This is a genomic window from Yoonia sp. R2331, assembly GCF_041103235.1.
GTDB lineage: Bacteria > Pseudomonadota > Alphaproteobacteria > Rhodobacterales > Rhodobacteraceae > CANMYO01.
The window spans coordinates 1,381,231-1,403,011 of record NZ_JBGCUN010000001.1 but is presented as its reverse complement, the minus strand read 5'-3'; the positions used below and the strand labels follow the sequence as shown (position 1 = coordinate 1,403,011).

At 59.6% G+C, this 21,781-nt stretch carries 22 protein-coding genes; 13 read left to right on the top strand and 9 right to left on the bottom strand.

What is annotated here, in order from left to right; all coding sequences use genetic code 11:
• Positions 1 to 7: 7 nt before the first annotated feature.
• The 4 genes from AB3Y40_RS07255 to dusB all read right to left on the bottom strand — a co-directional run bounded on the left by AB3Y40_RS07255 (position 8) and on the right by dusB (position 5,783).
• A complete protein-coding gene (locus AB3Y40_RS07255) occupies positions 8 to 2,257 on the bottom strand; it encodes a sensor histidine kinase NtrY-like (RefSeq protein ID WP_369438125.1) in 2,250 nt (749 codons plus the stop codon).
• 102 nt (positions 2,258 to 2,359) lie between these two features.
• A complete protein-coding gene (locus AB3Y40_RS07250; RefSeq protein WP_369438124.1) occupies positions 2,360 to 3,724 on the bottom strand; it encodes a response regulator in 1,365 nt (454 codons plus the stop codon).
• Positions 3,724 to 4,800, bottom strand: a complete 1,077-nt coding sequence (locus tag AB3Y40_RS07245; protein WP_369438123.1) for a two-component system sensor histidine kinase NtrB — start codon at positions 4,798 to 4,800, stop codon at positions 3,724 to 3,726. The genes AB3Y40_RS07250 and AB3Y40_RS07245 overlap by 1 nt, the downstream gene beginning before the upstream one ends.
• Positions 4,797 to 5,783: a tRNA dihydrouridine synthase DusB gene (dusB, locus tag AB3Y40_RS07240; protein ID WP_369438122.1), complete on the bottom strand. Its 987-nt coding sequence runs from the start codon at positions 5,781 to 5,783 to the stop codon at positions 4,797 to 4,799. The genes AB3Y40_RS07245 and dusB overlap by 4 nt, the downstream gene beginning before the upstream one ends.
• Positions 5,784 to 5,976: 193 nt before the next feature.
• On the opposite strand from dusB, the gene AB3Y40_RS07235 reads away from it, so the two are divergent.
• The 4 genes from AB3Y40_RS07235 (at position 5,977) to AB3Y40_RS07220 (ending at position 9,399) form a co-directional block, all read left to right on the top strand.
• Entirely contained in the window at positions 5,977 to 7,107 is a 1,131-nt protein-coding gene (locus AB3Y40_RS07235; RefSeq protein ID WP_369439620.1) for a bifunctional 2-C-methyl-D-erythritol 4-phosphate cytidylyltransferase/2-C-methyl-D-erythritol 2,4-cyclodiphosphate synthase, read from the top strand.
• Positions 7,104 to 7,592 (top strand): phosphatidylglycerophosphatase A family protein, encoded by a 489-nt coding sequence (locus AB3Y40_RS07230; RefSeq protein ID WP_369438121.1) that lies wholly within the window; start codon positions 7,104 to 7,106, stop codon positions 7,590 to 7,592. The genes AB3Y40_RS07235 and AB3Y40_RS07230 overlap by 4 nt, the downstream gene beginning before the upstream one ends.
• Positions 7,592 to 8,074, top strand: a complete 483-nt coding sequence (locus tag AB3Y40_RS07225) for a CinA family protein (RefSeq protein WP_369438120.1) — start codon at positions 7,592 to 7,594, stop codon at positions 8,072 to 8,074. The genes AB3Y40_RS07230 and AB3Y40_RS07225 overlap by 1 nt, the downstream gene beginning before the upstream one ends.
• A 146-nt stretch (positions 8,075 to 8,220) precedes the next feature.
• Entirely contained in the window at positions 8,221 to 9,399 is a 1,179-nt protein-coding gene (locus AB3Y40_RS07220; protein ID WP_369438119.1) for an ammonium transporter, read from the top strand.
• A 49-nt stretch (positions 9,400 to 9,448) separates the two neighbouring features.
• Here AB3Y40_RS07220 and AB3Y40_RS07215 read toward each other — a convergent pair whose 3' ends face one another.
• Positions 9,449 to 10,699 carry an MmgE/PrpD family protein gene (locus AB3Y40_RS07215; RefSeq protein ID WP_369438118.1) on the bottom strand — a complete coding sequence of 417 codons (1,251 nt, stop codon included), beginning with the start codon at positions 10,697 to 10,699 and terminating at the stop codon, positions 9,449 to 9,451.
• A complete protein-coding gene (locus AB3Y40_RS07210; protein ID WP_369438117.1) occupies positions 10,696 to 11,139 on the bottom strand; it encodes a type II toxin-antitoxin system RatA family toxin in 444 nt (147 codons plus the stop codon). Before AB3Y40_RS07210 ends, AB3Y40_RS07215 begins: the two co-directional genes overlap by 4 nt.
• Positions 11,140 to 11,211: 72 nt before the next feature.
• On the opposite strand from AB3Y40_RS07210, the gene hpt reads away from it, so the two are divergent.
• From hpt to AB3Y40_RS07190, 4 genes are all read left to right on the top strand, one after another.
• A complete protein-coding gene (gene hpt / locus AB3Y40_RS07205; protein ID WP_369438116.1) occupies positions 11,212 to 11,754 on the top strand; it encodes a hypoxanthine phosphoribosyltransferase in 543 nt (180 codons plus the stop codon).
• A complete protein-coding gene (locus AB3Y40_RS07200; protein ID WP_369438115.1) occupies positions 11,751 to 11,933 on the top strand; it encodes a hypothetical protein in 183 nt (60 codons plus the stop codon). Before hpt ends, AB3Y40_RS07200 begins: the two co-directional genes overlap by 4 nt.
• A 110-nt stretch (positions 11,934 to 12,043) precedes the next feature.
• Positions 12,044 to 12,520: a c-type cytochrome gene (locus tag AB3Y40_RS07195; RefSeq protein WP_369438114.1), complete on the top strand. Its 477-nt coding sequence runs from the start codon at positions 12,044 to 12,046 to the stop codon at positions 12,518 to 12,520.
• Between the two features lie 3 nt (positions 12,521 to 12,523).
• A complete protein-coding gene (locus AB3Y40_RS07190) occupies positions 12,524 to 13,405 on the top strand; it encodes a c-type cytochrome (RefSeq protein ID WP_369438113.1) in 882 nt (293 codons plus the stop codon).
• On the opposite strand, the gene lipA is transcribed toward AB3Y40_RS07190, so the two are convergent.
• Together lipA and AB3Y40_RS07180 are read right to left on the bottom strand one after the other, a co-directional pair.
• The gene (lipA, locus tag AB3Y40_RS07185; RefSeq protein ID WP_369438112.1) at positions 13,402 to 14,361 is read right to left on the bottom strand and encodes a lipoyl synthase; all 960 of its coding nucleotides are present in this window, start codon (positions 14,359 to 14,361) and stop codon (positions 13,402 to 13,404) included. The genes AB3Y40_RS07190 and lipA overlap by 4 nt on opposite strands.
• A gap of 131 nt (positions 14,362 to 14,492) precedes the next feature.
• Entirely contained in the window at positions 14,493 to 15,593 is a 1,101-nt protein-coding gene (locus tag AB3Y40_RS07180) for a DUF6456 domain-containing protein (protein ID WP_369438111.1), read from the bottom strand.
• A 244-nt stretch (positions 15,594 to 15,837) separates the two neighbouring features.
• Here AB3Y40_RS07180 and AB3Y40_RS07175 point away from each other — a divergent pair, with 244 nt between their 5' ends.
• A complete protein-coding gene (locus tag AB3Y40_RS07175) occupies positions 15,838 to 16,140 on the top strand; it encodes a DUF6477 family protein (RefSeq protein ID WP_369438110.1) in 303 nt (100 codons plus the stop codon).
• Here AB3Y40_RS07175 and AB3Y40_RS07170 read toward each other — a convergent pair.
• Entirely contained in the window at positions 16,133 to 17,680 is a 1,548-nt protein-coding gene (locus tag AB3Y40_RS07170) for a trimethylamine methyltransferase family protein (RefSeq protein ID WP_369438109.1), read from the bottom strand. The two genes, AB3Y40_RS07175 and AB3Y40_RS07170, sit on opposite strands and share 8 nt — an antisense overlap.
• 128 nt (positions 17,681 to 17,808) lie before the next feature.
• Here AB3Y40_RS07170 and guaA point away from each other — a divergent pair, with 128 nt between their 5' ends.
• The 4 genes from guaA (at position 17,809) to AB3Y40_RS07150 (ending at position 21,703) form a co-directional block, all read left to right on the top strand.
• A complete protein-coding gene (guaA, locus tag AB3Y40_RS07165) occupies positions 17,809 to 19,383 on the top strand; it encodes a glutamine-hydrolyzing GMP synthase (RefSeq protein ID WP_369438108.1) in 1,575 nt (524 codons plus the stop codon).
• 111 nt (positions 19,384 to 19,494) lie between these two features.
• On the top strand, positions 19,495 to 20,466 hold the full coding sequence (locus tag AB3Y40_RS07160; RefSeq protein ID WP_369438107.1) for an FkbM family methyltransferase: 972 nt from the start codon (positions 19,495 to 19,497) through the stop codon (positions 20,464 to 20,466).
• A gap of 47 nt (positions 20,467 to 20,513) precedes the next feature.
• Complete coding sequence (locus AB3Y40_RS07155; protein ID WP_369438106.1) at positions 20,514 to 20,843, top strand: hypothetical protein; 330 nt, start codon at positions 20,514 to 20,516, stop codon at positions 20,841 to 20,843.
• On the top strand, positions 20,840 to 21,703 hold the full coding sequence (locus tag AB3Y40_RS07150) for a DMT family transporter (RefSeq protein ID WP_369438105.1): 864 nt from the start codon (positions 20,840 to 20,842) through the stop codon (positions 21,701 to 21,703). Before AB3Y40_RS07155 ends, AB3Y40_RS07150 begins: the two co-directional genes overlap by 4 nt.
• The last annotated feature ends 78 nt before the right edge of the window (positions 21,704 to 21,781 follow it).

Below are 21,781 nucleotides of genomic sequence, written 5' to 3'. Positions count from 1 at the left end.
TCGGTCCTCATGCTGGAATTTTCTTGGCCGCGGCCCCGGCGGGGCTGAACGGCAGGTCAATAACGGCGCAGGCCCCCACACGGGCCCCGTCACCAAAGGGTTCAGCATCGGTCAGCGTCAGTGTGCCGCCATGCTCTTCGATAATTTTCTTCACGATGGGCAGGCCCAGGCCTGTGCCCTTGTCGCGGGACGTGACGTAAGGTTCAAACAGCCGCGCCCGGTCTTCCGGCAGGCCGATGCCATTGTCTTGAATCGTGATCTGCGCACCATCTTCGGTCAGCATCAGTGCAACCCGCACCTCTGGGACGACCTCGACTTCAGGCTGCTTTTCCCGCAGTGTTTCAATGGCTTCGCCCGCGTTCTTGATTAGGTTCGTCAACGCCTGCGAAATCATGGTGCTGTCCAAATCCGTCATCGCGGGCTGATCTGGCAAGTCCGACACGATCCGCACATCCGGTTGACCGGCCTTTTGCAAAGTCACAGCGTCGCGCACAATCGCCACCAGATCGGCCGCTTTCAATTCCGGCTCTGGCATCCGGGCGAACTTGGAAAACTCATCAACAATGCGCCGCAAGTCATTGGTTTGACGTACAATCACATCTGTCATCTGCTCTAGCGCCGCATCATCCTGCACCTCTGAGCGGAACTTGCGCTTGATGCGTTCCGCCGACAGTTGAATGGGCGTCAGCGGGTTCTTGATCTCATGCGCGATCCGCCGCGCCACATCGCCCCACGCCGCCATCCTTTGCGCGCTGACCAGGTCGGTCACATCGTCAAAGGCCACCACGTAGCCTTCCAAAAGCCCTTCGGCATTCAGCCGTGGCGCCATACGCACCAGCAGACTTTCCTGTTGCCCCTGCCGAACCAGATTGACCTGTTCCTGCGCTACGCCCCGCGCCTCTGCCCGCAAGCGGTCAAACAGTGGCGTGAATTCCGGTACCGCAACGGCCAGCGCCACATCCGCTTGCCCGTCATCTACCGCCAAAAGCCGTGTGGCCGAAGGGTTCACAAAGGTGATATGCCCATCTGCATCCAAGCCCACGACGCCGGACGTGACCGAAGACAGCACACTGTCAAACAGCCGTCTGCGCCGTTCAGATCGTCGGTTGGCATCCAACAATTCTTCCCGCTGGCTTTTCAGCTGCGTGGTCATCTGATTGAAATGCGAGCCCAACTGGCTGATTTCGTCATCACCGTCGTCGGTAATCACCTGAACGTCCAGATCGCCACGTCCGACGCGCTGTGATGCGCTGACAAGCCGCCCGATGGGTGCTGACAGGCGTTCCGCAAAAGACAGCCCCATCCACGTGGCCGCGAGGATCATGATCACCGCAAAGCCCAAATAGAGGAATCCGAACCCAAACAGCAGCCGCCCGCGATCGCGTTCCAACTGTTCATAAAGCGAGAATGTCTCTTGCGTCTCATCAAGCAGCGCCAGAATCTCGCCATCCACCGCGCGGGTCACATAGATGTAACGGTCCAAAAAGGTCTCAAGCGGGATCAGCGCGCGGAACTCGTTGTTGTCGGGATCCTCTATGATGGCAAAGCCGTTCAGATCGGCCTGCGCAAATTGATCTTGCGTTGGCTGTTCATAGTTGAAGTCATAAGACCGCGCGCCCCGCGTGCGGATCGTCCCTGTCCCATCCAGGAAAAACACCTCTGTAAGGCCCCGATCAATCTGGTTCTGGACCCGACCAATTGCTTGGCGAACGTCGCCATCTTCCATGAAAAAGTTGGTTTGCCGTTCGGTGTTCAGGAAAGCGGCAAGTGCATTGCCGTCGCGCAATAGCTCATTGCGCTCCTCGTTTTCATAGGCCTGCGCGGTAGATAGCGATGTTCCCAAAACCGTCTGGACTCGCTCAGAAAACCAGCCCTCAAAGCCCAGATTGATCGACAACAGCGCAAAGACCGCGACAATGATCGTGGGGATCAGGGCCAGCAAGGCAAAGACGCCCGTCAATCGCAGGTGCAGTCGTGATCCAGCGGATTTGTTGCGGCCCGCCACGATCATCCGCATCACACGCAGCATCACCAATGCGGCCACGACGATGATATAGATCAGGTCAGCCAACAGAATCAGCCGCAGGGCAAGGCTGTTGCTGCTTTGATCAAGCGGCCCACCAAGCACCACAAAGGTCAGCGCGGTCAGCACAGGGCCAAGCACAATAATGCTCAGCGTCAACGCGTTCTGCACCTCACGCCGTCTGCGCCAGCGCGAAAATCGCCTGATATCAATGCCCAAAAGGGAACGCTGCACGCGTATCGCCCTGTTTCTGGCGCGGCCAAACCGCGCAATACCGCCATTATATGTGGTCCTGCCGCAGGGTTGTCCCTTCGGGGCCACGGTTATGTTGCGGTTTTACATCAGCTTGCGGCGGCGTGTCACGCGAATATCGAGGTCGGTGATCTTTTTACGCAAGGTATTGCGGTTGATCCCAAGCAAATCAGCACATTTGGCCTGATTTCCGCCCGTCGCATCCAGCGCGATTTCGATCAGCGGGGCCTCAACCTCTTTCAGGATACGGTTATACAGCCCCGGCGGCGGCAACACACCACCATGCAGATCAAAATAGCGCTGCAAGTGCTTGGCGACCGACGCCGACAACTTTTCACCTTCGCCGCCCGACCTTAACGGTTCCATGGCCGGTTGGTTGCCCAGGACCATCTCAACCTCTGACCGGCTGATGTCTTCTTCGGCGGCGGTAAAAACCAACCTGCGCACGGCGTTTTCCAACTGACGCACGTTGCCCGGCCAGCTATAAGCGCGCACCAGCTCAAGCGCGGCACCGCCCAGCCGGCGCACAGGGGCACCTTCCCGCTCGGCACGGGCCAGAAAATGATCCGCGAGAAGCGGAATATCATCCACCCGTTCGCGCAGCGATGGCACCGCGACTGTCACGCCGCCCAGCCGATAAAACAGATCCTCGCGGAACTTACCCTGTTCCATCAGTTCATTCAGATTTGCTTGCGACGTTGCCATGATCCGGGGCGCGTTTTCATCCAGACTGTCCAGCATCCGCACGATGCGGGCCTGCGCCTGATCGTCCAGATCGCCCACCTCATCAAACAGGATCGACCCGCCCTTGGCGCGTGACAGCACGGTGTTGGGCCCCTCGATCCCTTCCAGATCACTTTCTGTGACCGTCACAAACGGCAGGCTGCGCCGGTCAGAAAAATCATGTAGCGCCCGTCCGATCAGCGATTTGCCGGTCCCGCTTTCGCCGACGATCAGCACGGGCAACGCCGTGTTCATTACCCGCGCCACCAGCCGGTAAAGCGACTGCATCGCAGCCGTCCGCCCCACAAGCGGCAGGTCGCCTGCGTCTTCTGCTGCCGCCTCGCGCTTGGGCTGGACACGGCGCTTGACCTCCAGGGCGCGTGCTGCGCGTTTCATCAGATCAGGCAGATCGAACGGCTTGGGAAGATAATCGTAGGCATCCGCCTCTGCCGCTTGAATCGCCGTCATGATGGTGTTCTGAGCCGAGATCACGATCACCGGCAAACCGGGCCGCGCATCAGCAATCTTGGGCAATTGATCCAACCCATTGCCGTCCGGCATCACCACGTCCGAGATGACAAGGTCACCCTTGCCCTCTTCAACCCACCGCATCAGCGTGACCAGTGACGATGTGGCATGCACCTTGCACCCCGCCCGCGTCAGCGCCTGGGTCAGCACTGTGCGGATCGTGCGGTCGTCATCGGCAACAAGGATGGTTCCGTCCATTATTCTTCTCCGTCGTCAGATGTTTGCGGGGCCAATGGCAAGCTGACCCGAAATGCTGTCTTGCCCGGCACGCTGTCGACGCTGATCCAGCCGCCACCGTCATGGATCAGCTTGCTGACCAGCGCGAGGCCGAGGCCCGTGCCGTTTTCGCGGCCCGACACAAAGGGCTCAAAAATGTCGGCGGCAATGTCCGGCGGCAAGCCGGGGCCGTCATCAATGATTTCGATCTGCAATGGCAGCCGCGCCTGCGTGCCGTCATGCTGCCGTACCCGTAGCGAGGGGTCATAGAATGTATGAAGCCGGATGGTGCCGCCTTCTGACCCCGCTTCAGAGGCGTTCTTGAGCAAATTCAGAAACACCTGCAGCAGTTGATCATCATCGACCATCGCCCGCGGCAGGGACGGGTCATAATCAACGATAAAATACATATGGGCGCCAAATCCGACCGCCGCAGATTGCCGCGCACGGTCCAGCACATCGTGAATGTTGACCGCTTCGCGCTGCGGTGGCCGCAGATTGCCGAACTGCTCGACCTGCTCCAACAACTTCACGATCCGACGTGATTCCGCGACGATCAGATCAGTCAGCTCCTGATCCTCTGCCGACAGCCCCATCGACAGCAATTGCGCTGCCCCCGTGATCCCCGCAAGCGGGTTCTTGATTTCATGGGCCAGCATCTCAGCCATGCCGATTGCTGATCGAGCGGCCTTGTGGGTCTGTCCGTTCTGCACGATCCGGCTGGCCATCTCGCGTGGACTGATCATCAGAATCATCGTGTCCTCGACATTGCCCAACGGCGAAAACAGGACGTTGCAATGGCTTGGCGCCCGCATGCCCGAACCAACAAAGACGTCATTCAAAAAGATCGACCGCCGCTCTGCTTGGGCCTTGGCAAAGGGGCCCTCGATCTCGGCATCAATCGTGACCTTTTCCCACAGGCCCGCACCTTCCAGCGCCTTGGCCGACAGGTTGAGGAAACTCTCAGCCGCCGGATTCGATTGCAAAATCGTGTCGTCGGAACCAACCAGCAGTGCCGGAACCGGCAGCGACGACCACAGCACATCACCTTCAATCATGCCGCCACCTCTGCGTAATCCAGCGCCATCGGGATCAACCGCGCAACGGTGTCCGGGCTGTCAGCGGTCAACACCTCTTTGCGCAACTGATCCGGCGTGCCCGCGTCATCCATGTACCAACCCAAATGCTTGCGCGCGACGCGGCGGCCCAAATCCGTGCCATAGAATGACAACATCGCCGCGTAGTGGTCAGATACCAACGCGATCAAATCATCGCCCTGCGGGATCACCGGCGCGGGCGTGCCGTGCAACACATGCGCGACCTGCGCCAACAACCATGGCCGTCCCTGCACGCCGCGCCCAATCATCACCCCGTCCGCCCAGGATTTGTCCAACGCCGTCTGCGCGGTTGTTGCGTCAACAATGTCTCCATTGGCGATCACAGGAATGCCGACGGCCTCTTTGATCGCGCGGATCGCATCCCAATCAGCGACGCCCTTGTAGAATTGACAACGGGTGCGGCCATGGATCGTCACCAACCGCACACCTGCCTGTTCGGCTCGGGCACATACTCCAGCCGCATTCAAGGATTGATCATCCCACCCCAACCGCGTCTTGAGTGTCACCGGCACATCCACCGCCTCTACCACGGCCTCGATCAGGCTCAGCGCGTGATCAGGGGTGCGCAACAGCGCCGACCCGGAATATCCGCCTACGACCTTCTTGGCCGGACACCCCATGTTGATGTCGATAATCGCGGCCCCGCAACCTGCGGCCACCTTGGCGGCCTCTGCCATCCAATAGGCATCGCGGCCCGCAATCTGCACCGCCGTACCTGCCTGATCATATCCCAGTTCTGCGCGCGCACGGGCGTCCGGCTTGGCATTGACCATATCTTCAGAGGCGACCATCTCGCTCACCACCCATCCGGCACCAAATGACGCGACAAGCTGACGAAATGGCAGATCAGTGATGCCCGCCAGCGGGGCAAGCGCCACCGGCGGGGTAAGAGAGACGGCATCAAGCGCGATGTGTTCTGCCACGAAATTAAACTTTTGCCTGTTTACTGTGCGTTCCCGGCGTTGCTACAGGGTGTTGCGGACCCAAACAACGCGTAATGCCGCACATCTAGGCGGTTTTTGCTAATCGCCTATTTTTTGTGCATCATTCCAGCAGTCCCTTGCCGATTGCATGACAAAGCGTCACCAATGGAACACCACAAAGGACTGCGACCCGATGCGAATTGCCGCCCTCATTGTTGCCGCCGGACGCGGCACCCGCGCTGGCGGCGACCGCCCGAAGCAATGGCAAACACTGCGCGGAAAACCCGTGCTCAGTCATGCAATGGCAGCCTTTACGCCACATGTGGCACTTCGCGCGGTGGTTCTGCATCCCGATGACCATGACCTTTGGGACAACAGTCAGTTATCTGCGGATCTGGTGATCGTTGGCGGTGCCACGCGCGACGCCTCTGTCCGCGCCGGGCTCGAGGCGCTGGCAGGGCAAGACGTTGATTTGGTGCTGATCCACGATGCCGCACGCCCGCTGGTGTCCGACCGTGTTATCACAGATGTGATTGTCGCTCTGGCCCACCATGCTGGCGCGGCCCCTGCCCTTGCGGTCACAGACGCCCTTTGGACCGGTGACGACAATGTGGTGTCGGGTACCCGGGACCGTGAAGGTCTTTTTCGCGCGCAGACCCCACAAGGCTTTCACTTTGACCAAATTCTTGCCGCCCATCGCACAGGCACCGGCCCCTTTGCCGATGACGTCGCCGCCGCCCGCGCCGCTGGGCTGGACGTCGCCATCGTTCCGGGGGCAGAAGAGAACTTCAAGATCACCGGACCAGACGATCTGGCCCGCGCAGAACAGCAGATGGGAGCGCAGATGGATATAAGGCTCGGCAATGGCTATGACGTCCACCGCTTTGGACCCGGCGATCACGTCTGGCTGTGCGGTGTGAAGGTCTCGCATGACCGCGGATTGCAGGGACACTCGGATGCCGACGTTGGCATGCACGCGGTGACCGACGCAATCTATGGCGCCTTGGGCATGGGCGACATCGGCCAGCACTTTCCCCCCTCCGACCCGCAATGGAAAGGGGCTGCCAGCCACATCTTTCTGGAACACGCCGTGGCACTGGCCGCGCGGCACGGGTTTCGAATTTCCAACGTCGATTGCACGCTGATCTGCGAATACCCCAAGATCGGCCCACACCAACCCGCCATGAAAGCGGCATTGTCACAGATCATGGACCTGCCCGCCGACCGGATCAGCGTAAAAGCCACCACATCAGAACGGCTTGGCTTTACCGGACGCGGCGAAGGCATCGCCAGCATTGCAACAGCCACATTGGTGTCGACATGAGCACATTGATCGCGACCTTCTTTTACATCGGCCACATGCGCCCCGCTCCCGGCACATGGGGGTCGCTCGCCGCACTTCCCGTCGCCTATGTCATCATCCAGATCGGCAGTTGGCCGCTTTTGCTGCTCGCAGCCATCGTGGCCTATTTTGCAGGCTTATGGGCTACGCGGCAGGAAACGGCGGGCAAAGACAACCACGACCCCTCCGAAATCGTAATCGACGAAGTTGCTGGCCAATGGATTGCCCTGCTGCCGGTAGCCATTGGCGCAGCACTCACCGATATGCCGGTGGTTGTGTTCTGGCCCGGCTGGATTGCCGCCTTTGTCCTGTTCCGCCTCTTTGACATCACCAAACCCTGGCTGGTGGGCTGGGCCGACCGCCGCGATGACGCGGTGGGCGTGATGCTGGATGATGTGATCGCAGGCATCTTTGCAGCCATCGGCGTTGTGGTTTGCGCGGCGCTTTATCACTGGATCGCAATGTAATGCAGGCCGCCTCGCTTCTGATCCGAGCCAAGGCGCGCGGCGTGATGATCGCCACTGCGGAAAGCTGCACAGGCGGGCTGATTTCGGCCGCGATCACTGAGGTGCCGGGCAGCTCCGCCATCTTTGACCGCGGCTTTGTGACCTACACCAACGCGGCCAAGGTCAAGATGCTGGGCGTGCAACTCGCCACCCTTGACGCCAAAGGCGCAGTCTCGGTCGAGGTCGCAGCAGAGATGGCCACTGGCGCGCTGGCCGCCTCTCAGGCCCAGATCGCGATCTCGGTTACCGGCATCGCCGGACCTGGTGGATCAGACCACAAACCCGAAGGTCTGGTTTGTTTCGGCCTTGCCACCGCCGACCGGGTCCGAACCCAAGCGCATGAATTTGGGGCCATTGGCCGGGCGCAGGTCCGTGCCGCAACCGTGTCCCACGCGCTTGATCTGCTGCTCTTCGGCCTCGATAACTTTCCGGTCAAAAATTAGGCAGTAGCCCAAATTAGCGCCCAGCAAACGGGCAGTTTCGGAATTGCCCAAGCAATCAGCACCAACCATGCGCATTGCCACTTTTCGCAGCGCCTCGAATCCGGTCTGAGCCCGCCCCAAGGACCAAAAACGAGGGGATTCCAGATATGAACGGAGCAGACACCGCGTGGATCATGGTGGCCACGGCGCTTGTGCTTTTCATGACATTGCCGGGACTGGCGATGTTTTACGGCGGCCTTGTGCGCGCCCGCAACGTGCTCAGCGTGTTCATGCATTGCTACGCCATCGCATGTTTGATGAGCGTGCTATGGTACGTCGCAGGCTACTCCATCGCGTTTGGTGGCGGCACGTCGGGCTTTTGGGGCGGGCTTGATAAGCTCTTCCTTGCTGGCGTGACCAGCGACAGCCTGTCGGGCACCCTGCCCGAAATCCTCTTCTTCGCCTTCCAGATGACCTTTGCCATCATCACGCCCGCACTGATCGTGGGTGCCTATGTCGAACGCATCGGGTTCGGCTTTGTGCTGCTGTTTTCGTCCCTCTGGATGTTGCTGTGCTACGCGCCGGTTGTGCATTGGGTCTGGGGCGGCGGCATGCTGGCCAACGGTATGTTCTTTGAAACCGCCGTCATGGATTTTGCCGGTGGTATCGTTGTGCACGAAACCGCCGGGATCGCGGCCCTGCTGCTCGCGATATTCCTTGGGCCACGCAAAGATCCGGCGAAACCCCCGCACAACCCCGGCATGGTGATGATCGGTGCCGCAATGCTGTGGGTCGGCTGGTTCGGCTTCAATGGCGGGTCGCAGCTTGCCGCTGATGGTGGCGCTGCCATGGCCATTTCGGTCACGCATCTATCCGCTGCTGCTGCCTCGCTCACCTGGGCGCTGTGGGAAAAGATCAAATTCGGCAAAGCCTCGCTTGTGGGTCTGGTCACCGGCACAATCGCGGGCCTGGCCTCTGTTACACCCGCATCGGGCTTTATCGAACCTTGGCACGCCATCGTCATCGGTGCTGTCGCCGGTGTGCTCTGCCAAGAGGCCGTGGTGTTGATCCGCAACGTCTTCAAGATCGACGACACACTGGACGTCTTTGCCGTCCACGGCGTCGGTGGCATCTTCGGTACGATCATGATCGCAGCATTCGGCATCGGATCATGGGCGGCCCAGCTTGGCAGCCTTGTGATCGTTGGTGTCTTCACGACTGTGGTGACCGTTGTGCTGATCTTTGTCTGTAAAGCCGTCACATCGCTGCGCGTCGATGCAGAAACTGAGACGAATGGCCTCGACCTCGCTGTGCATGGCGAACGTGGCTACGACATCACCAGCTAAACACGCAGAATTCTCCCTGAGACCTGAGGCGCCTTCGGGCGCCTCTTTTTTATCCGCGCATCAAAGCCGTCAGATCGTCAATGTCGGCAGCATGGCAGGCCTCCCACAAGGCTGCAGCTTCGCGCCCCAACAGCGCACGGGCCTTGTTGCGCAATCGGGTCTCGCGCACCTCGTAGGTGAGCGGTTTCGCCAGATCATGCGTGCGTGCGTCGGTCCGTCCGTCGGCAAACGCCACCTCGACCCGCGCTTGCGTTTCGGTCAAATTGTCGTCGGCGACAACGGTCACCGCATCGCGCAAGACATGCATGGCCGGGTCGTCTGCAGCCGCGTCAGAAAACTGCATGATATCGCTGGTGTCGCGCCCCGAAAGCGCCAAAGCCGCCGCCATGCGATAGCTGAATTTTGTCTCAAGACCCGTTTGCGGCGCGGGCTTATTGCACACGCTCATCCAGCGCGGATGCGTATGCACAGTTACCGCCGCAAGATCACCCTCGACCCCACGCAATGCTTCTAGCATCGCGTGCAGACCGTGACAGCAGGCATGAAACTTGTGACTGACCCGCGCGACTTTCCATGGCTCGCTTACGTCCCACGCGCTATCGTCACCTACCCCGTGATGGGTCACGCCAAACTGCGCCAAGGCATCTGGATCAGAGGTGAGACCCGACTGCGCCCACAACACCGATTCCACGCCACAACGCGCAGCCAATCCAGCGTTCAGCGGCTTGCCCATTGTGCCAAACTGTCCCTTCAGGCCAGAGGCACCGGTTGCCGCCAGTCCAATCGCGTGGCGCGTCTGTGCCGCGTCCATCCGCAAGAACCGCGCGCCTGCGACAGCTGCACCAATCGCCCCGGATGTCGCGGTCTGGTGAAATCCAACCTGATAATGGTCGCGCCCAAGCCACAGACCCATCCGCACCGCCGCCTCTGACCCGATCAGCGCGGCGTCCAGCACCCTGTTCATCGCCGGCATCATCTGATCTTCGGCCAGCGCCAACACAGCTGGCATCACCACGGCAGAGGTATGGCCGATGTGATCAAAATGGGTGTCGTCATAGTCCAGCGCGTGGCCCGTTGTGCCGTTGATCAGTGCCGCATCTGCAGCAGAGGTCTGCCCACCTCCCAACACAGAGGCATCGCCTTCAACCCCGGCCTGCATTGCAAGGGCCTGCGCGACCGGTTCGTCTTGCCCCGCCATCGCAACCGCGGCCCAGTCAAACAGGCAAAGCCGGATTAATTCGACCGGGCCGTCACCTTCCCAGCCTTGTGCAAGGCGGATCACCTGATCGGTCACGCTCATCCGTAAAGCTCTTTCGCGCGGCCTTCAAACGCGCGCACAATCGTGCGCATCGCCTGATCAAAGAACATGCCTGCCGCCCCCTGCAAAAGCCTGTTCTTGAATTCAAAATCCACCTCAAATGCCACTTCGCACCCCCCTTCTACGTCCCGGAACTGCCAGACCGAATCCAGATGTTTGAATGGCCCGTCGATATAGGCGGTGTCGATCTGTCGCTTGTCCGGCCACAAGGTCACGCGGCTGCCAAAGGTTTCACGAAAGACTTTGAAGCTGACCACCAGATCGGCCAGCTTCACCTGATGATCGCCCTGATCTGTCGTTGATCTGATCCGCGCCGCTGCCGTCCACGGTAGGAATTTCGGGTAGTTGGCCACATCAGCCACAAGCGCATACATCTGATCGGCGGTATAGGGCAGCACCCGTGTCTCGGAATGGGCAGGCATCTGTGGTCTTTCGCGGGTGACTTCACCTCTCCATGTCGTAAAGTGCCGGTGGAAATCAACCCCGGAGCCGCCATGTCGCACCCCTCCTACGTCATCGACCAGATGATCAGCGCCAAATCCATCGCCGCACGGATCGAGGATCTGGCAGGCGAAATCGCTGCCGAGTTCAGTAACACCGACAAGCTTGTGGTGGTCGGTCTTCTGCGCGGTTCGTTCGTCTTCATTGCTGATCTGGTCCGCGAATTGGACCTGCCGGTCGAGGTCGACTTTCTCGAAGCCTCGTCTTACGGCGACGGCATGGAAAGCAGCCGGGAAGTACGCATCCTCAAAGACCTGCGCTCGGGTATTGAAGGCCGCGACGTACTGGTGGTCGAGGACATCGTCGACACCGGCCACACCATGAAACACGTTCTCGGCCTTCTGGGCGCACGCAAACCGCACAAACTGCGGTCCATTGCGCTGTTGGACAAACCCACCCGGCGCGAGGTCGACGTGCGCGCCAATTGGACCGGCTTTGAAATCCCGGATGAATTTGTGGTGGGCTACGGCATCGACTTTGCCCAACGCAACCGCAACCTGCCTTATATCGGCAAGGTCCGGTTCACCTCAGAATGAACCCACGCTGGTTTTTTCGCGCCAAACGACTGGCCCAAAATCCGCCAAGCTGGGGCCGGGTCAAACTGTTTTTGATCGTGTTGGCGCTTTGCCTGATCCTTGTTGGGATCGAACGCTTCATCGGTTGGCCCGATGCGCTCACGGTTGATCGGGCCCGCGCACCGCGCATCATCAACTGACAACCCGTCACCCATCTTGCATTTACGCACAGAATTGGTTCAAATTTGCACAGGGGAACGGTCCAATTCTGTGCAAACATGATCCCATTCGGATCAATAGGAGAATTTTCATGACGTTACCGCGTTCACTTCCTACGGCCGCCCTCCTTTGTGCAACCTTGGCCGGCGCCGCCTTTGCCGCCAGCCACCTGAGCCCCGAGGTTGCAAGTGCAATCAAAGCGCGCGGCGCGCATATGAGCCTCTACGGACATAACCTTGGCCCCCTTGGCGGCATGGCTCAGGACAAAATCCCGTATGATGCCGCGGCTGCCGCGGCGGCGGCCGCGAACCTTGCCGCCCTCGCCAATATGGACCAATCCACTTACTGGGTCGAAGGGTCCGACATCGCCGCCGCCGGAGGCCGCGCCAAATCCGAAATCTGGACCGACAGTGCTGGATTTGACGCCGAAGTCGCGAAGCTGGCAGAGGCAAGCACCGCCCTTGCAGCCGTTGCAGGCAACGGCCTGGATGAGATGAAGGCCGCATTCGGCCCGGTGGGTGCCGCTTGCGGCTCATGCCACAAGGCTTATCGCGGACCGCGGCCCTAAACCGTGCGCTGGCGGCGCTGGACGCTTTATCTCCTGCTGCTGATCGCGGCGGGCCTTTGGATCACGCGGCCAAGCCCGCTGCCATCTGACGCGCTCGACGGGCTAACCGGCGATGCCGCGGCGGGTGAAATCACCTTCGCCGCCGCCGGTTGCGCGTCTTGCCACCGCGCGCCAGAGGCATCCGATGGCCCACTGTCCGGCGGACGCAGCTTTGTCAGCCCCTTTGGCACATTCTATGCGCCAAATATCTCGCCACACGCATCGGCCGGTGTCGGCAACTGGTCCGATCATGACCTCGCCAGCGCGATCATGCGCGGTGTGTCACCGGGTGGCGCGCATTATTACCCGGCGTTCCCCTACGACAGCTACCAAAACGCGGCACCACAGGACGTGGTCGATATCATCGCCTACCTGCGCACCCTGCCCGCCAGCGACACCGCCAATCGCCCCCACGACGTCAGCTTTCCGTTCAACATCCGCACCAGTTTGGGCGGTTGGAAACTGCTTTTCGCGCGCCCGGGGTGGGTGCTGGATGATCCGGCCACGGCCGAACTTGAACGCGGTCGCTATCTGGTCGAGGCGCTTGGCCATTGCGGTGCCTGCCATACCCCCCGCAATGTTCTGGGGGGACCAGTGACCGCAAACTGGCTCGGCGGCGCGCCTGATCCATCGGGTCAGGGCCGCATCCCGAACATCACTTCAGGCGGGCTTGATTGGTCGGTCGAAGACATCGCAAGCTACCTCGAAAGCGGCTTCACCCCCGATTTCGACAGCGCGGGCGGCGAGATGGTGGACGTCATCGCAAACACCTCGCAGCTCTCGGATAGCGACAGGCTGGCAATCGCCGCCTACCTCAAGGCAGTCCCACCTGTGACAGCGCCCTAGGCCTGCCCGAGCTTTTTCAGCCGAGCCTCGCGCAGCCGGGCGAAATCATCACCGGCATGATAAGACGACCGGGTCAGCGGCGTGGCCGACACCATCAGGAACCCCTTGCCATATGCCGCCTTTTCATAGGTCGCAAATTCCTCTGGCGTGACAAAGCGGTCGACTGCGTGGTGCTTGGGTGTCGGCTGCAGATACTGACCGATGGTCAGAAAATCGATGTCAGCCGCGCGCATGTCTTCCATCACTTGCACCACGGCCTGCTTGTCTTCACCCAAGCCCACCATGATGCCCGATTTGGTAAACATCGTCGGGTCCAGCTCTTTCACGCGCTGCAACAGTCTCAGGCTGTGAAAATAGCGCGCGCCGGGCCGCACCTCGGGGTAAAGCCCCGGCACGGTTTCAAGGTTGTGGTTAAACACATCCGGCTTAGCATCCACCACAACACGCAGCACCTCGGGGTCACACTTGATGAAATCGGGCGTCAAGATTTCGATGGTAGTGCCAGGTGACTGGCGGCGGATGGCACGAATGGTCTGGGCGAAATGCTCGGCCCCGCCGTCTTCCACATCATCACGGTCAACAGAGGTGATCACCACATGGTTCAGCCCCAGCTTTTTGACCGCATCCGCCACACGGCCCGGTTCAAACACATCCAACGCTTCCGGCGGTTTGCCGGTCGCAATATTGCAGAAGGTGCAAGCGCGGGTGCAGACCTCGCCCATAATCATCATTGTGGCGTGGCCCTGTGACCAGCACTCGCCCACATTTGGACATCCCGCCTCTTCACACACTGTAACCAGCTTGTGTTCCCGCATGATATTACGGGTCTCTTTGTACCCTTCAGAGGTTGGTGCTTTGACGCGGATCCAGCCCGGCTTTTTGGGCTGGCTGCTGTCAGGGCGCTTTTGCTTTTCAGGGTGACGCTGGGCGGGAATTTTCAGATCGCGCGTGGCCATGATGCCTCCGGGTGACGTTTCACCCTACTTAGCGCCTTGCACGGGTGCTGTCCAACCTTGCACGGCGCTGTCATGGCGGGGATGCGACCAGCGCATGATGGCCAGACGCTCACCCTATCCGTGTATTTCGATTACCCGATCATCGGGCGGAATTTGCCCTGTTCTTCGTAGTGGCGCACCAGCCGCTGTAAGGCGATACGCAGCACGATCTTGCCGGAACGCGCGGACCAACCCATGCTTTTTTCGGTCACTTCAAGACCTTCCAGAAAACAGCAGCAGCGCAGCGCGATATCGGCCAGACCTGGCCCCAATTCGGTGAGCGCTTGAAACACCCGCGCGCGCGCATCAATTGTCGCCTGCGCGGTGTTGGGTTTGACCTTGGCCTGCAATGCCGCCTGCCAATTCTCGGCAACCGTTGGCCCGACATAGCACAGCTCATAATCCTCACGAAGCCGCTCGCCCGCCTGCACGAGAGCCGGCGACAAAAAGTGCTTACCATCCTTGTCGCGCCGCCGCGCCAATCCAACCAGCGGACTTTCGGTCACGACATACCGCCCGTTGCCCGTATCGCTATCCTGCAGGTCCCAGACATTGCTGCCATCGCGTCGCCGTGGGCTCGCCTCGCGAAACCCCTGTGCGCGGTTCTCGGTCTCTGCCGTTAACCCCCGCAACGCCGCGCGCCCGGCAGCAGTGACAAAATACCGCACAATCCGCAGTGACGGATCAGCCGTGTTGATCCATGATTTCAAAGCCATAGCCTGCGCGATCTGGCGGTCCGCAATCGCTGTGCGAAAGCTCTCTCCGTTCGGATCTTCGCGCACGATCACGGCCGTTTCCATGTCGCGGGCCACGGCCAGCACCGCCCCCGGTTCGCACAGACGGCGCAGGATCGGCAGTGCCTCGGCTTCGATTTGTTCCAGCGACAACGTTTCGCCGCCGCCCACTTGCGTCGTTTCAATCTTGTTCTGCATGATCTCGGCATCCCCATCCCGTGGCGCCGGTGCCAGGTCATTGGCCACCAGTGCCTTTAGTGCATCATCAACCAATGGATCATCACGCCGTGCCTCGAACCTGCGGACCTGCCGCAGAACCGTAGACGGATGCAATGCGCTGTCTCGGGCCAGTGCCCTTATGGACAGGCCTGCAACCGTATGCGCCAAGTAAAGGTGCACAGGGTGTGGTACCCAGTCCGGCAAACGCAATTGCACCACTGACTGTAACTTTTCGGACATTGAAAGCGTTCCGATCCAAAATTGACCACAATAACTGTTTCCAAACTTGCACTTCTGACACAACCTATGGATGTATTGTTAACTGATGGTTAACGATAAATGGTCAATGGCACTGGTATGACAAAAAACAGTTAACCGTTTTTGGGGGGGTCCGAACGGTCAAATCTCGAAATGCGCAACACACGCATAAGGTGTGTATCTTGATTGGCACTCACGTTTGCTGGAACACCAAAGGGGACTAAACATGCTTGATCTCAACAGCATGGTACGGACGCTCAAGCGTCCGCGTTTACTTGTACGGGCCGCCCGTTTTGGCCTGGATGACTACCGTCGCGACCGCGCGCTGCGGCGAATCCTGAAATCTGATGACCTTCCTTCAACCGGGGCCGCGCTTTTGCTGCTGATGGATCTGGAAAACATCGCCAATGAACGCCGCAAGCTGAAGTCAGCCGAATACTCTGTCGCGGCTCACATCACGCTCTTGACTGCGATCATGGGCGAGGCGCGCTTGCTTCAGGCCGCCTATCGCCCGCAGGCCGTCACATAAAGCTGTCGGGCATCGACGCTTTCTTTTCAGCCACATAGGCACGTAAGCGTGCCTCGATGTCGGGATCGAGTGTGGGCTGCTGGTAAGTGTCGATCATCTTTTGGACGCGCGCGGATGCCAAGGTTTGGGTATCGCGCGCGCCTTCCTCATCCCAGGTCTCAAACGGTTTGTAGTCAAACAGGTCCGAGCGCCAGAATGCCGACTTGAAATTGGCCTGCGTATGCGCGCAGCCCAGATAGTGCCCGCCGGGGCCAACTTCGGCAATCGCATCCATCGCCTGACCATTCTCGGACATGTCCACGCCCTTGGCAAAGTGGTGCAACGTGCCCAACTGATCGGCATCCATCACGAATTTCTCAAAGCTGGCGACAAGACCGCCTTCCAGCCAGCCGCAGCTGTGCAGCATGAAATTCACACCGGCCAATAGCCCCATTTGCAGGGAATTCGCAGTTTCATAGGCCGCCTGCGCGTCGGGCAACTTGGACCCGCAGAATGACCCGGCAGACCGATACGGAACACCCAACCTGCGGGCCAACTGCCCTGCCCCATAGGTGATATGGCTGGCCTCTGGCGTGCCAAAGGTCGGCGCGCCTGAATTCATGTCGATCGAGGTCACGAATGTGCCCATGATGACCGGCGCGCCGGGGCGAACGATCTGACTATAGGCAATGCCTGCCATCACTTCGGCCAGAACTTGCGTCAATGTGCCCGCCACAGACACCGGTGCCATCGCGCCGCCCACAATGAAAGGGCTGATGATGCTGGCCTGATTGTTCCGGGCAAAGACCTCAAGCGCACCCATCATGATGGAATCGAACGTCAGTGGGCTGTTGATATTGATGAGCGAGGTCATAACCGTGTTGTTTTGCACGAACTCTTCACCAAACAGGATATTGCACATATCCACCGAATCCTGCGCGCGGCTTGGTTCGGTCACCGCCCCCATGAAGGGTTTGTCGGACAGCGTCATATGCGCCAGCAGCATGTCCAGATGGCGCTTGTTCACAGGCACATCCGTGGGTTCGCACACGGTTCCGCCCGAATGGTGCAGCCACTTGGACATATAGCCCAGCTTCACGAACTTTTCGAAGTCAGCCATCGTGGCATAACGGCGGCCACCCTCGGCATCGCGTACAAACGGCGGGCCATAGACTGGGGCCAGCACAAGGTTCCGCCCACCGATTTCCACGCTGCGTTCTGGATTGCGCGCATGTTGCGTAAACGTTGCGGGTGCCGTGCTGCACAGCTTGCGCGCCAAACCGCGTGGGATGCGCACCCGCTCGCCTTCAACCTCGGCCCCGGCGTCTTTCCAACGGGTCAACGCCTCAGGGTTTTCGACAAAGTTCACACCGATCTCTGCCAACACCTTTTCGGCGTTTTCCTCGATCACCGACAAAGCGGCATCATCCAGGACTTCATAGTTGGGAATATTGCGTTCGATGAACTTGGCCGTCTCGACACTGACGGCGGTCCGTTCTGCACGACGCGCCGCGCCACCGCCTCCACGCCCACGGCGACCTGATCTGACTGCTTCGGACATGGTGCATCCTTCCCATTGACGTTGGCTGCTTGATACGCGGCTGAGCCAAACAGGAGTACGCGACAAACGCCATCTGAGACGGAAAAGCGACATCTTGCGAAGCCGCGCCGTCCGACATACGAAGCGGCATGGAAAACACGACGCACGAACGCCTTTTGATCATCGACTTCGGCTCTCAGGTTACGCAGCTGATTGCGCGCCGCCTGCGAGAATTGAACGTCTATTGCGAAATCCACCCCTATCAGAACGTCACCGATGCGTTTCTGACTGATTTCGCCCCCAAGGCGATGATATTCTCAGGTGGCCCCGACAGCGTGACTCGTGCAGGATCCCCACGCCCGCCTCAGGCCGCCTATGACATGGGCGTGCCAATCCTTGGTATCTGCTACGGTCAACAGGTGATGATGCAGGACCTCGGCGGCGAAGTGCACGGTGGCAAGATATCAGGCGGCGGCGGCACGGCGGAATTTGGCCGCGCCTTTGTCGCCCCTGAAGGTGAGCTTTCGCTGCTAAAGGGTTGGTTTGCCGACGAAAAAGAACAAGTCTGGATGAGCCACGGCGACCACGTCGCGCGCCTTGCCCCCGGCTTTGCGGTCTACGGCACCTCACCCAACGCGCCTTATGCGATCACCGCTGATACGGCACGCAACTTCTATGCCGTGCAATTCCACCCAGAGGTGCACCACACCCCAAACGGCGCGATGCTGTATGAAAACTTCGTGCGCATCGCCGGCTTCTCGGGCGATTGGACAATGGGCGCTTACCGCGAACAGGCGATTGCCGCGATCCGCGAGCAGGTTGGCGACAAGCAGGTGATCTGCGGGCTCTCGGGCGGCGTCGATTCGTCCGTGGCCGCCGTCCTGATCCATGAGGCCATCGGCGACCAGCTGACGTGTGTCTTCGTCGATCACGGCCTGCTGCGTCAGGGTGAGGCCGAAGAGGTTGTGACCATGTTCCGCGACCACTACAACATGCCGCTCATTCACGCCGACGAACAAGAGCTGTTTTTGGGTGAGCTTGACGGCGTAAGTGACCCGGAAACAAAGCGAAAAATCATCGGTCGTTTGTTCATCGACGTGTTCCAAAAGCACGCCAACCAGATCGACGGGGCAGAGTTTCTGGCCCAAGGCACGCTTTACCCGGATGTCATCGAGTCCGTCAGTTTCTCTGGTGGTCCTTCAGTTACGATCAAGTCGCACCACAACGTCGGTGGCCTACCCGAAAAGATGGGCCTCAAACTGGTCGAACCCCTGCGCGAACTGTTCAAGGACGAGGTGCGCGCGCTTGGCACCGAACTTGGCCTGCCGCCCAGTTTCATTGGGCGCCATCCCTTTCCTGGTCCCGGCCTTGCTATCCGTTGCCCGGGCGAGATCACGCGCGAAAAGCTCGACATTTTGCGCAAGGCCGATGCCGTTTACATTGACCAGATCCGCAAACACGGACTTTACGATGAAATCTGGCAGGCCTTCGTGGCCATCCTTCCTGTCCGCACTGTCGGCGTCATGGGCGACGGCCGCACCTATGACTTTGCCTGCGCCCTGCGCGCAGTTACCTCGGTCGACGGCATGACAGCGGACTACTACCCTTTCAGCCACGAATTCCTTGGTGAAACCGCCACCCGCATCATCAACGAAGTCCCTGGCATCAACCGCGTGACCTACGACATCACAAGCAAGCCGCCCGGCACGATCGAGTGGGAATAGCGGTCAGCTGACGACCGACCACACCGAACAGTCTTCAGAATTTCGGATGATGCGCAAATATGCATGATGCGCTATCGTGTGCCGTATTGTGTTGTATTTTGGATAAAAAGTATGTCGGGACTGTTAGACAAGATCAAAGAAAAAGGGCTTGCCCAAACGATGCGGATCGCGCCGCGTCGTGCCTACCTCGAAACGCGGCTTTTTCGCCGTAGGCTCCAACGCGTACAGGCCCTCAAGGCGCTGAACTACCGCGTGACCTTTCCGAACGAAGGCGGCAAGGTCATCAGTGTGCCACCGATTTCCACCGCTGACATCACACGTGGCGACGGTGTTTTGATTGATCAGGTCTACGACTTTTCACGCCGCCCCTTCAAAGAAACGCTGCTGCGCCGCACAATTTATGACCTCTTCGGACAGGGCTACCTAGACCCTACGAAATCCATCATCGACATCGGCTGCTGGCTGTCCGACAACGCTTTGGTTTGGGCCAGCTTGCTCAAAGATGGCGGAACCGTTCACGCCATTGATCCGTCGGCAAAGAATTTGGCATTTGGACAACGGCTGGCGGGCCTCAACGGCGTCACAAACATCAACTGGGTCGAGGCGGTTTGCGCGGAAAAGTCGGGCATGGTCCTCGATTTCGAAGGCACACTCGACCACACCGCCTTTAATGAGACCGAAGCGCAATCAGCGACCTCGCTGATCTCGCGCACGCTCGATGATGTGGTGATGGATTCCGACGCTCAATCAATCTCGTTGATTCATGTCGATGTCGAAGGCTTCGAAGCGAAGGTATTGCAAGGCGCAAAGGACATCATCGCGCGCGACAAGCCTGTCATCCTTTTTGAACAGCACATTTCGGCGGATGATGCGACATCGTTGGTGACCTGGCTCAAGGGGCATGGATATGCGGTTTACATGATCAACGAGGTCTTGCCGGGGTGCGAACATGACTGCCGCAACCTCATTGCCTTTGATGCCAGCCGCCAGATGCCCAAGGAACTGGCCGTGGACCTGATGACAGGACGCGAAACCGGGATCTGGTTTGCCACATTGGGCGGTGCGCTAGTGCCCATCGAATAGGCCGCTTTGCCATTGACCTTCTGGTCAAAACGGACTTGCCTGCGCCCATGTCGACATACCGCGCATTTGTCATTCTGGCTTGCCTGCCTCACGGGGCAGCCGCCTTGACCTGCCAAGGGGAGGATCCGGCGTGGTCTCTTACTCTTGGCGATCACAGCGCCACGTTCACCTTTCTCGACCGCGCCAGCGACATGACCATCCCGCAAATGTCGACACCCGACGGGCAAGACTGGCCGCGCGCCATGACGCTGATCGCGCCACGCGACAGCGCGATTGTGATCCTCGAGGCCCCCGCCGACCCACAACCCATCCGTATCCTGACCCAACGCGGCGAAACCCCGATCCTGCTAGTGGGCACCTGCGAGGATGACGCGTGAGCGACACCTTCAAGGCCTGCATCTGGATGATTGGTGCCATCGCCTCGTTCACTGCCATGGCAATCGCCGGACGCGAGGTGAGCTTTGAGCTTGATACCTTTGAAATCATGCTGTTTCGCAGCCTTTTGGGCATCGTCATTGTTGTTGCAGTTGCAAAAACTGCCGGAACGTTGCCGCAGATCAACCGCCGCCATCTGGGCCTACATGGTATCCGCAACCTGTCGCATTTTGTGGGCCAGAACCTGTGGTTCTACGCCATCACCGTCTTGCCACTGGCACAGGTCTTCGCTTTGGAATTCACAACACCGATCTGGGCGATCCTGTTGGCCCCGCTGATCCTGGGCGAGCGCATTACGCGAATTGGCATGATTGGTGCGATGGTGGCCTTTCTGGGCATACTTGTTGTCACCCGCCCCGGCGCCGCACCAATGTCGCCCGGGGTCTTCGCCGCAGCAGCAGCCGCTGTCGGCTTTGCGCTCAGCGCGCTTTTTACACGCAAATTGACCCGCACCGAGACGATCACCTGCATCCTCTTTTATCTGACAACCATGCAGGCGGTCTTTGGCGTGATCGCTGCGGGCATTGACGGCGATATCGCCATCCCTTCGACACAGGCCGTGCCATGGTTGATCCTCATCGGCTGTACGGGCCTTTTTGCGCATTTTTGCCTGACCACGGCCCTTTCTTTGGCCCCGGCTCCGGTGGTCATGCCCATTGATTTTGTCCGCCTGCCGGTGATCACAGCCGTGGGCGTCTTGATCTACGCAGAGCCGTTAGACCCCTGGCTTTTGCTTGGGGCGGTGCTGATTTTTGGCGGAAACTACATCAACTTGACCCTGGGGCAGCCGGTAAAACGCTAATTTCGCGGGGTTTTCCGGTCACAGACCCGCATCAATCCAGTCTGACGCGGCGTCACGATTTGACGGAATCACTTCGTG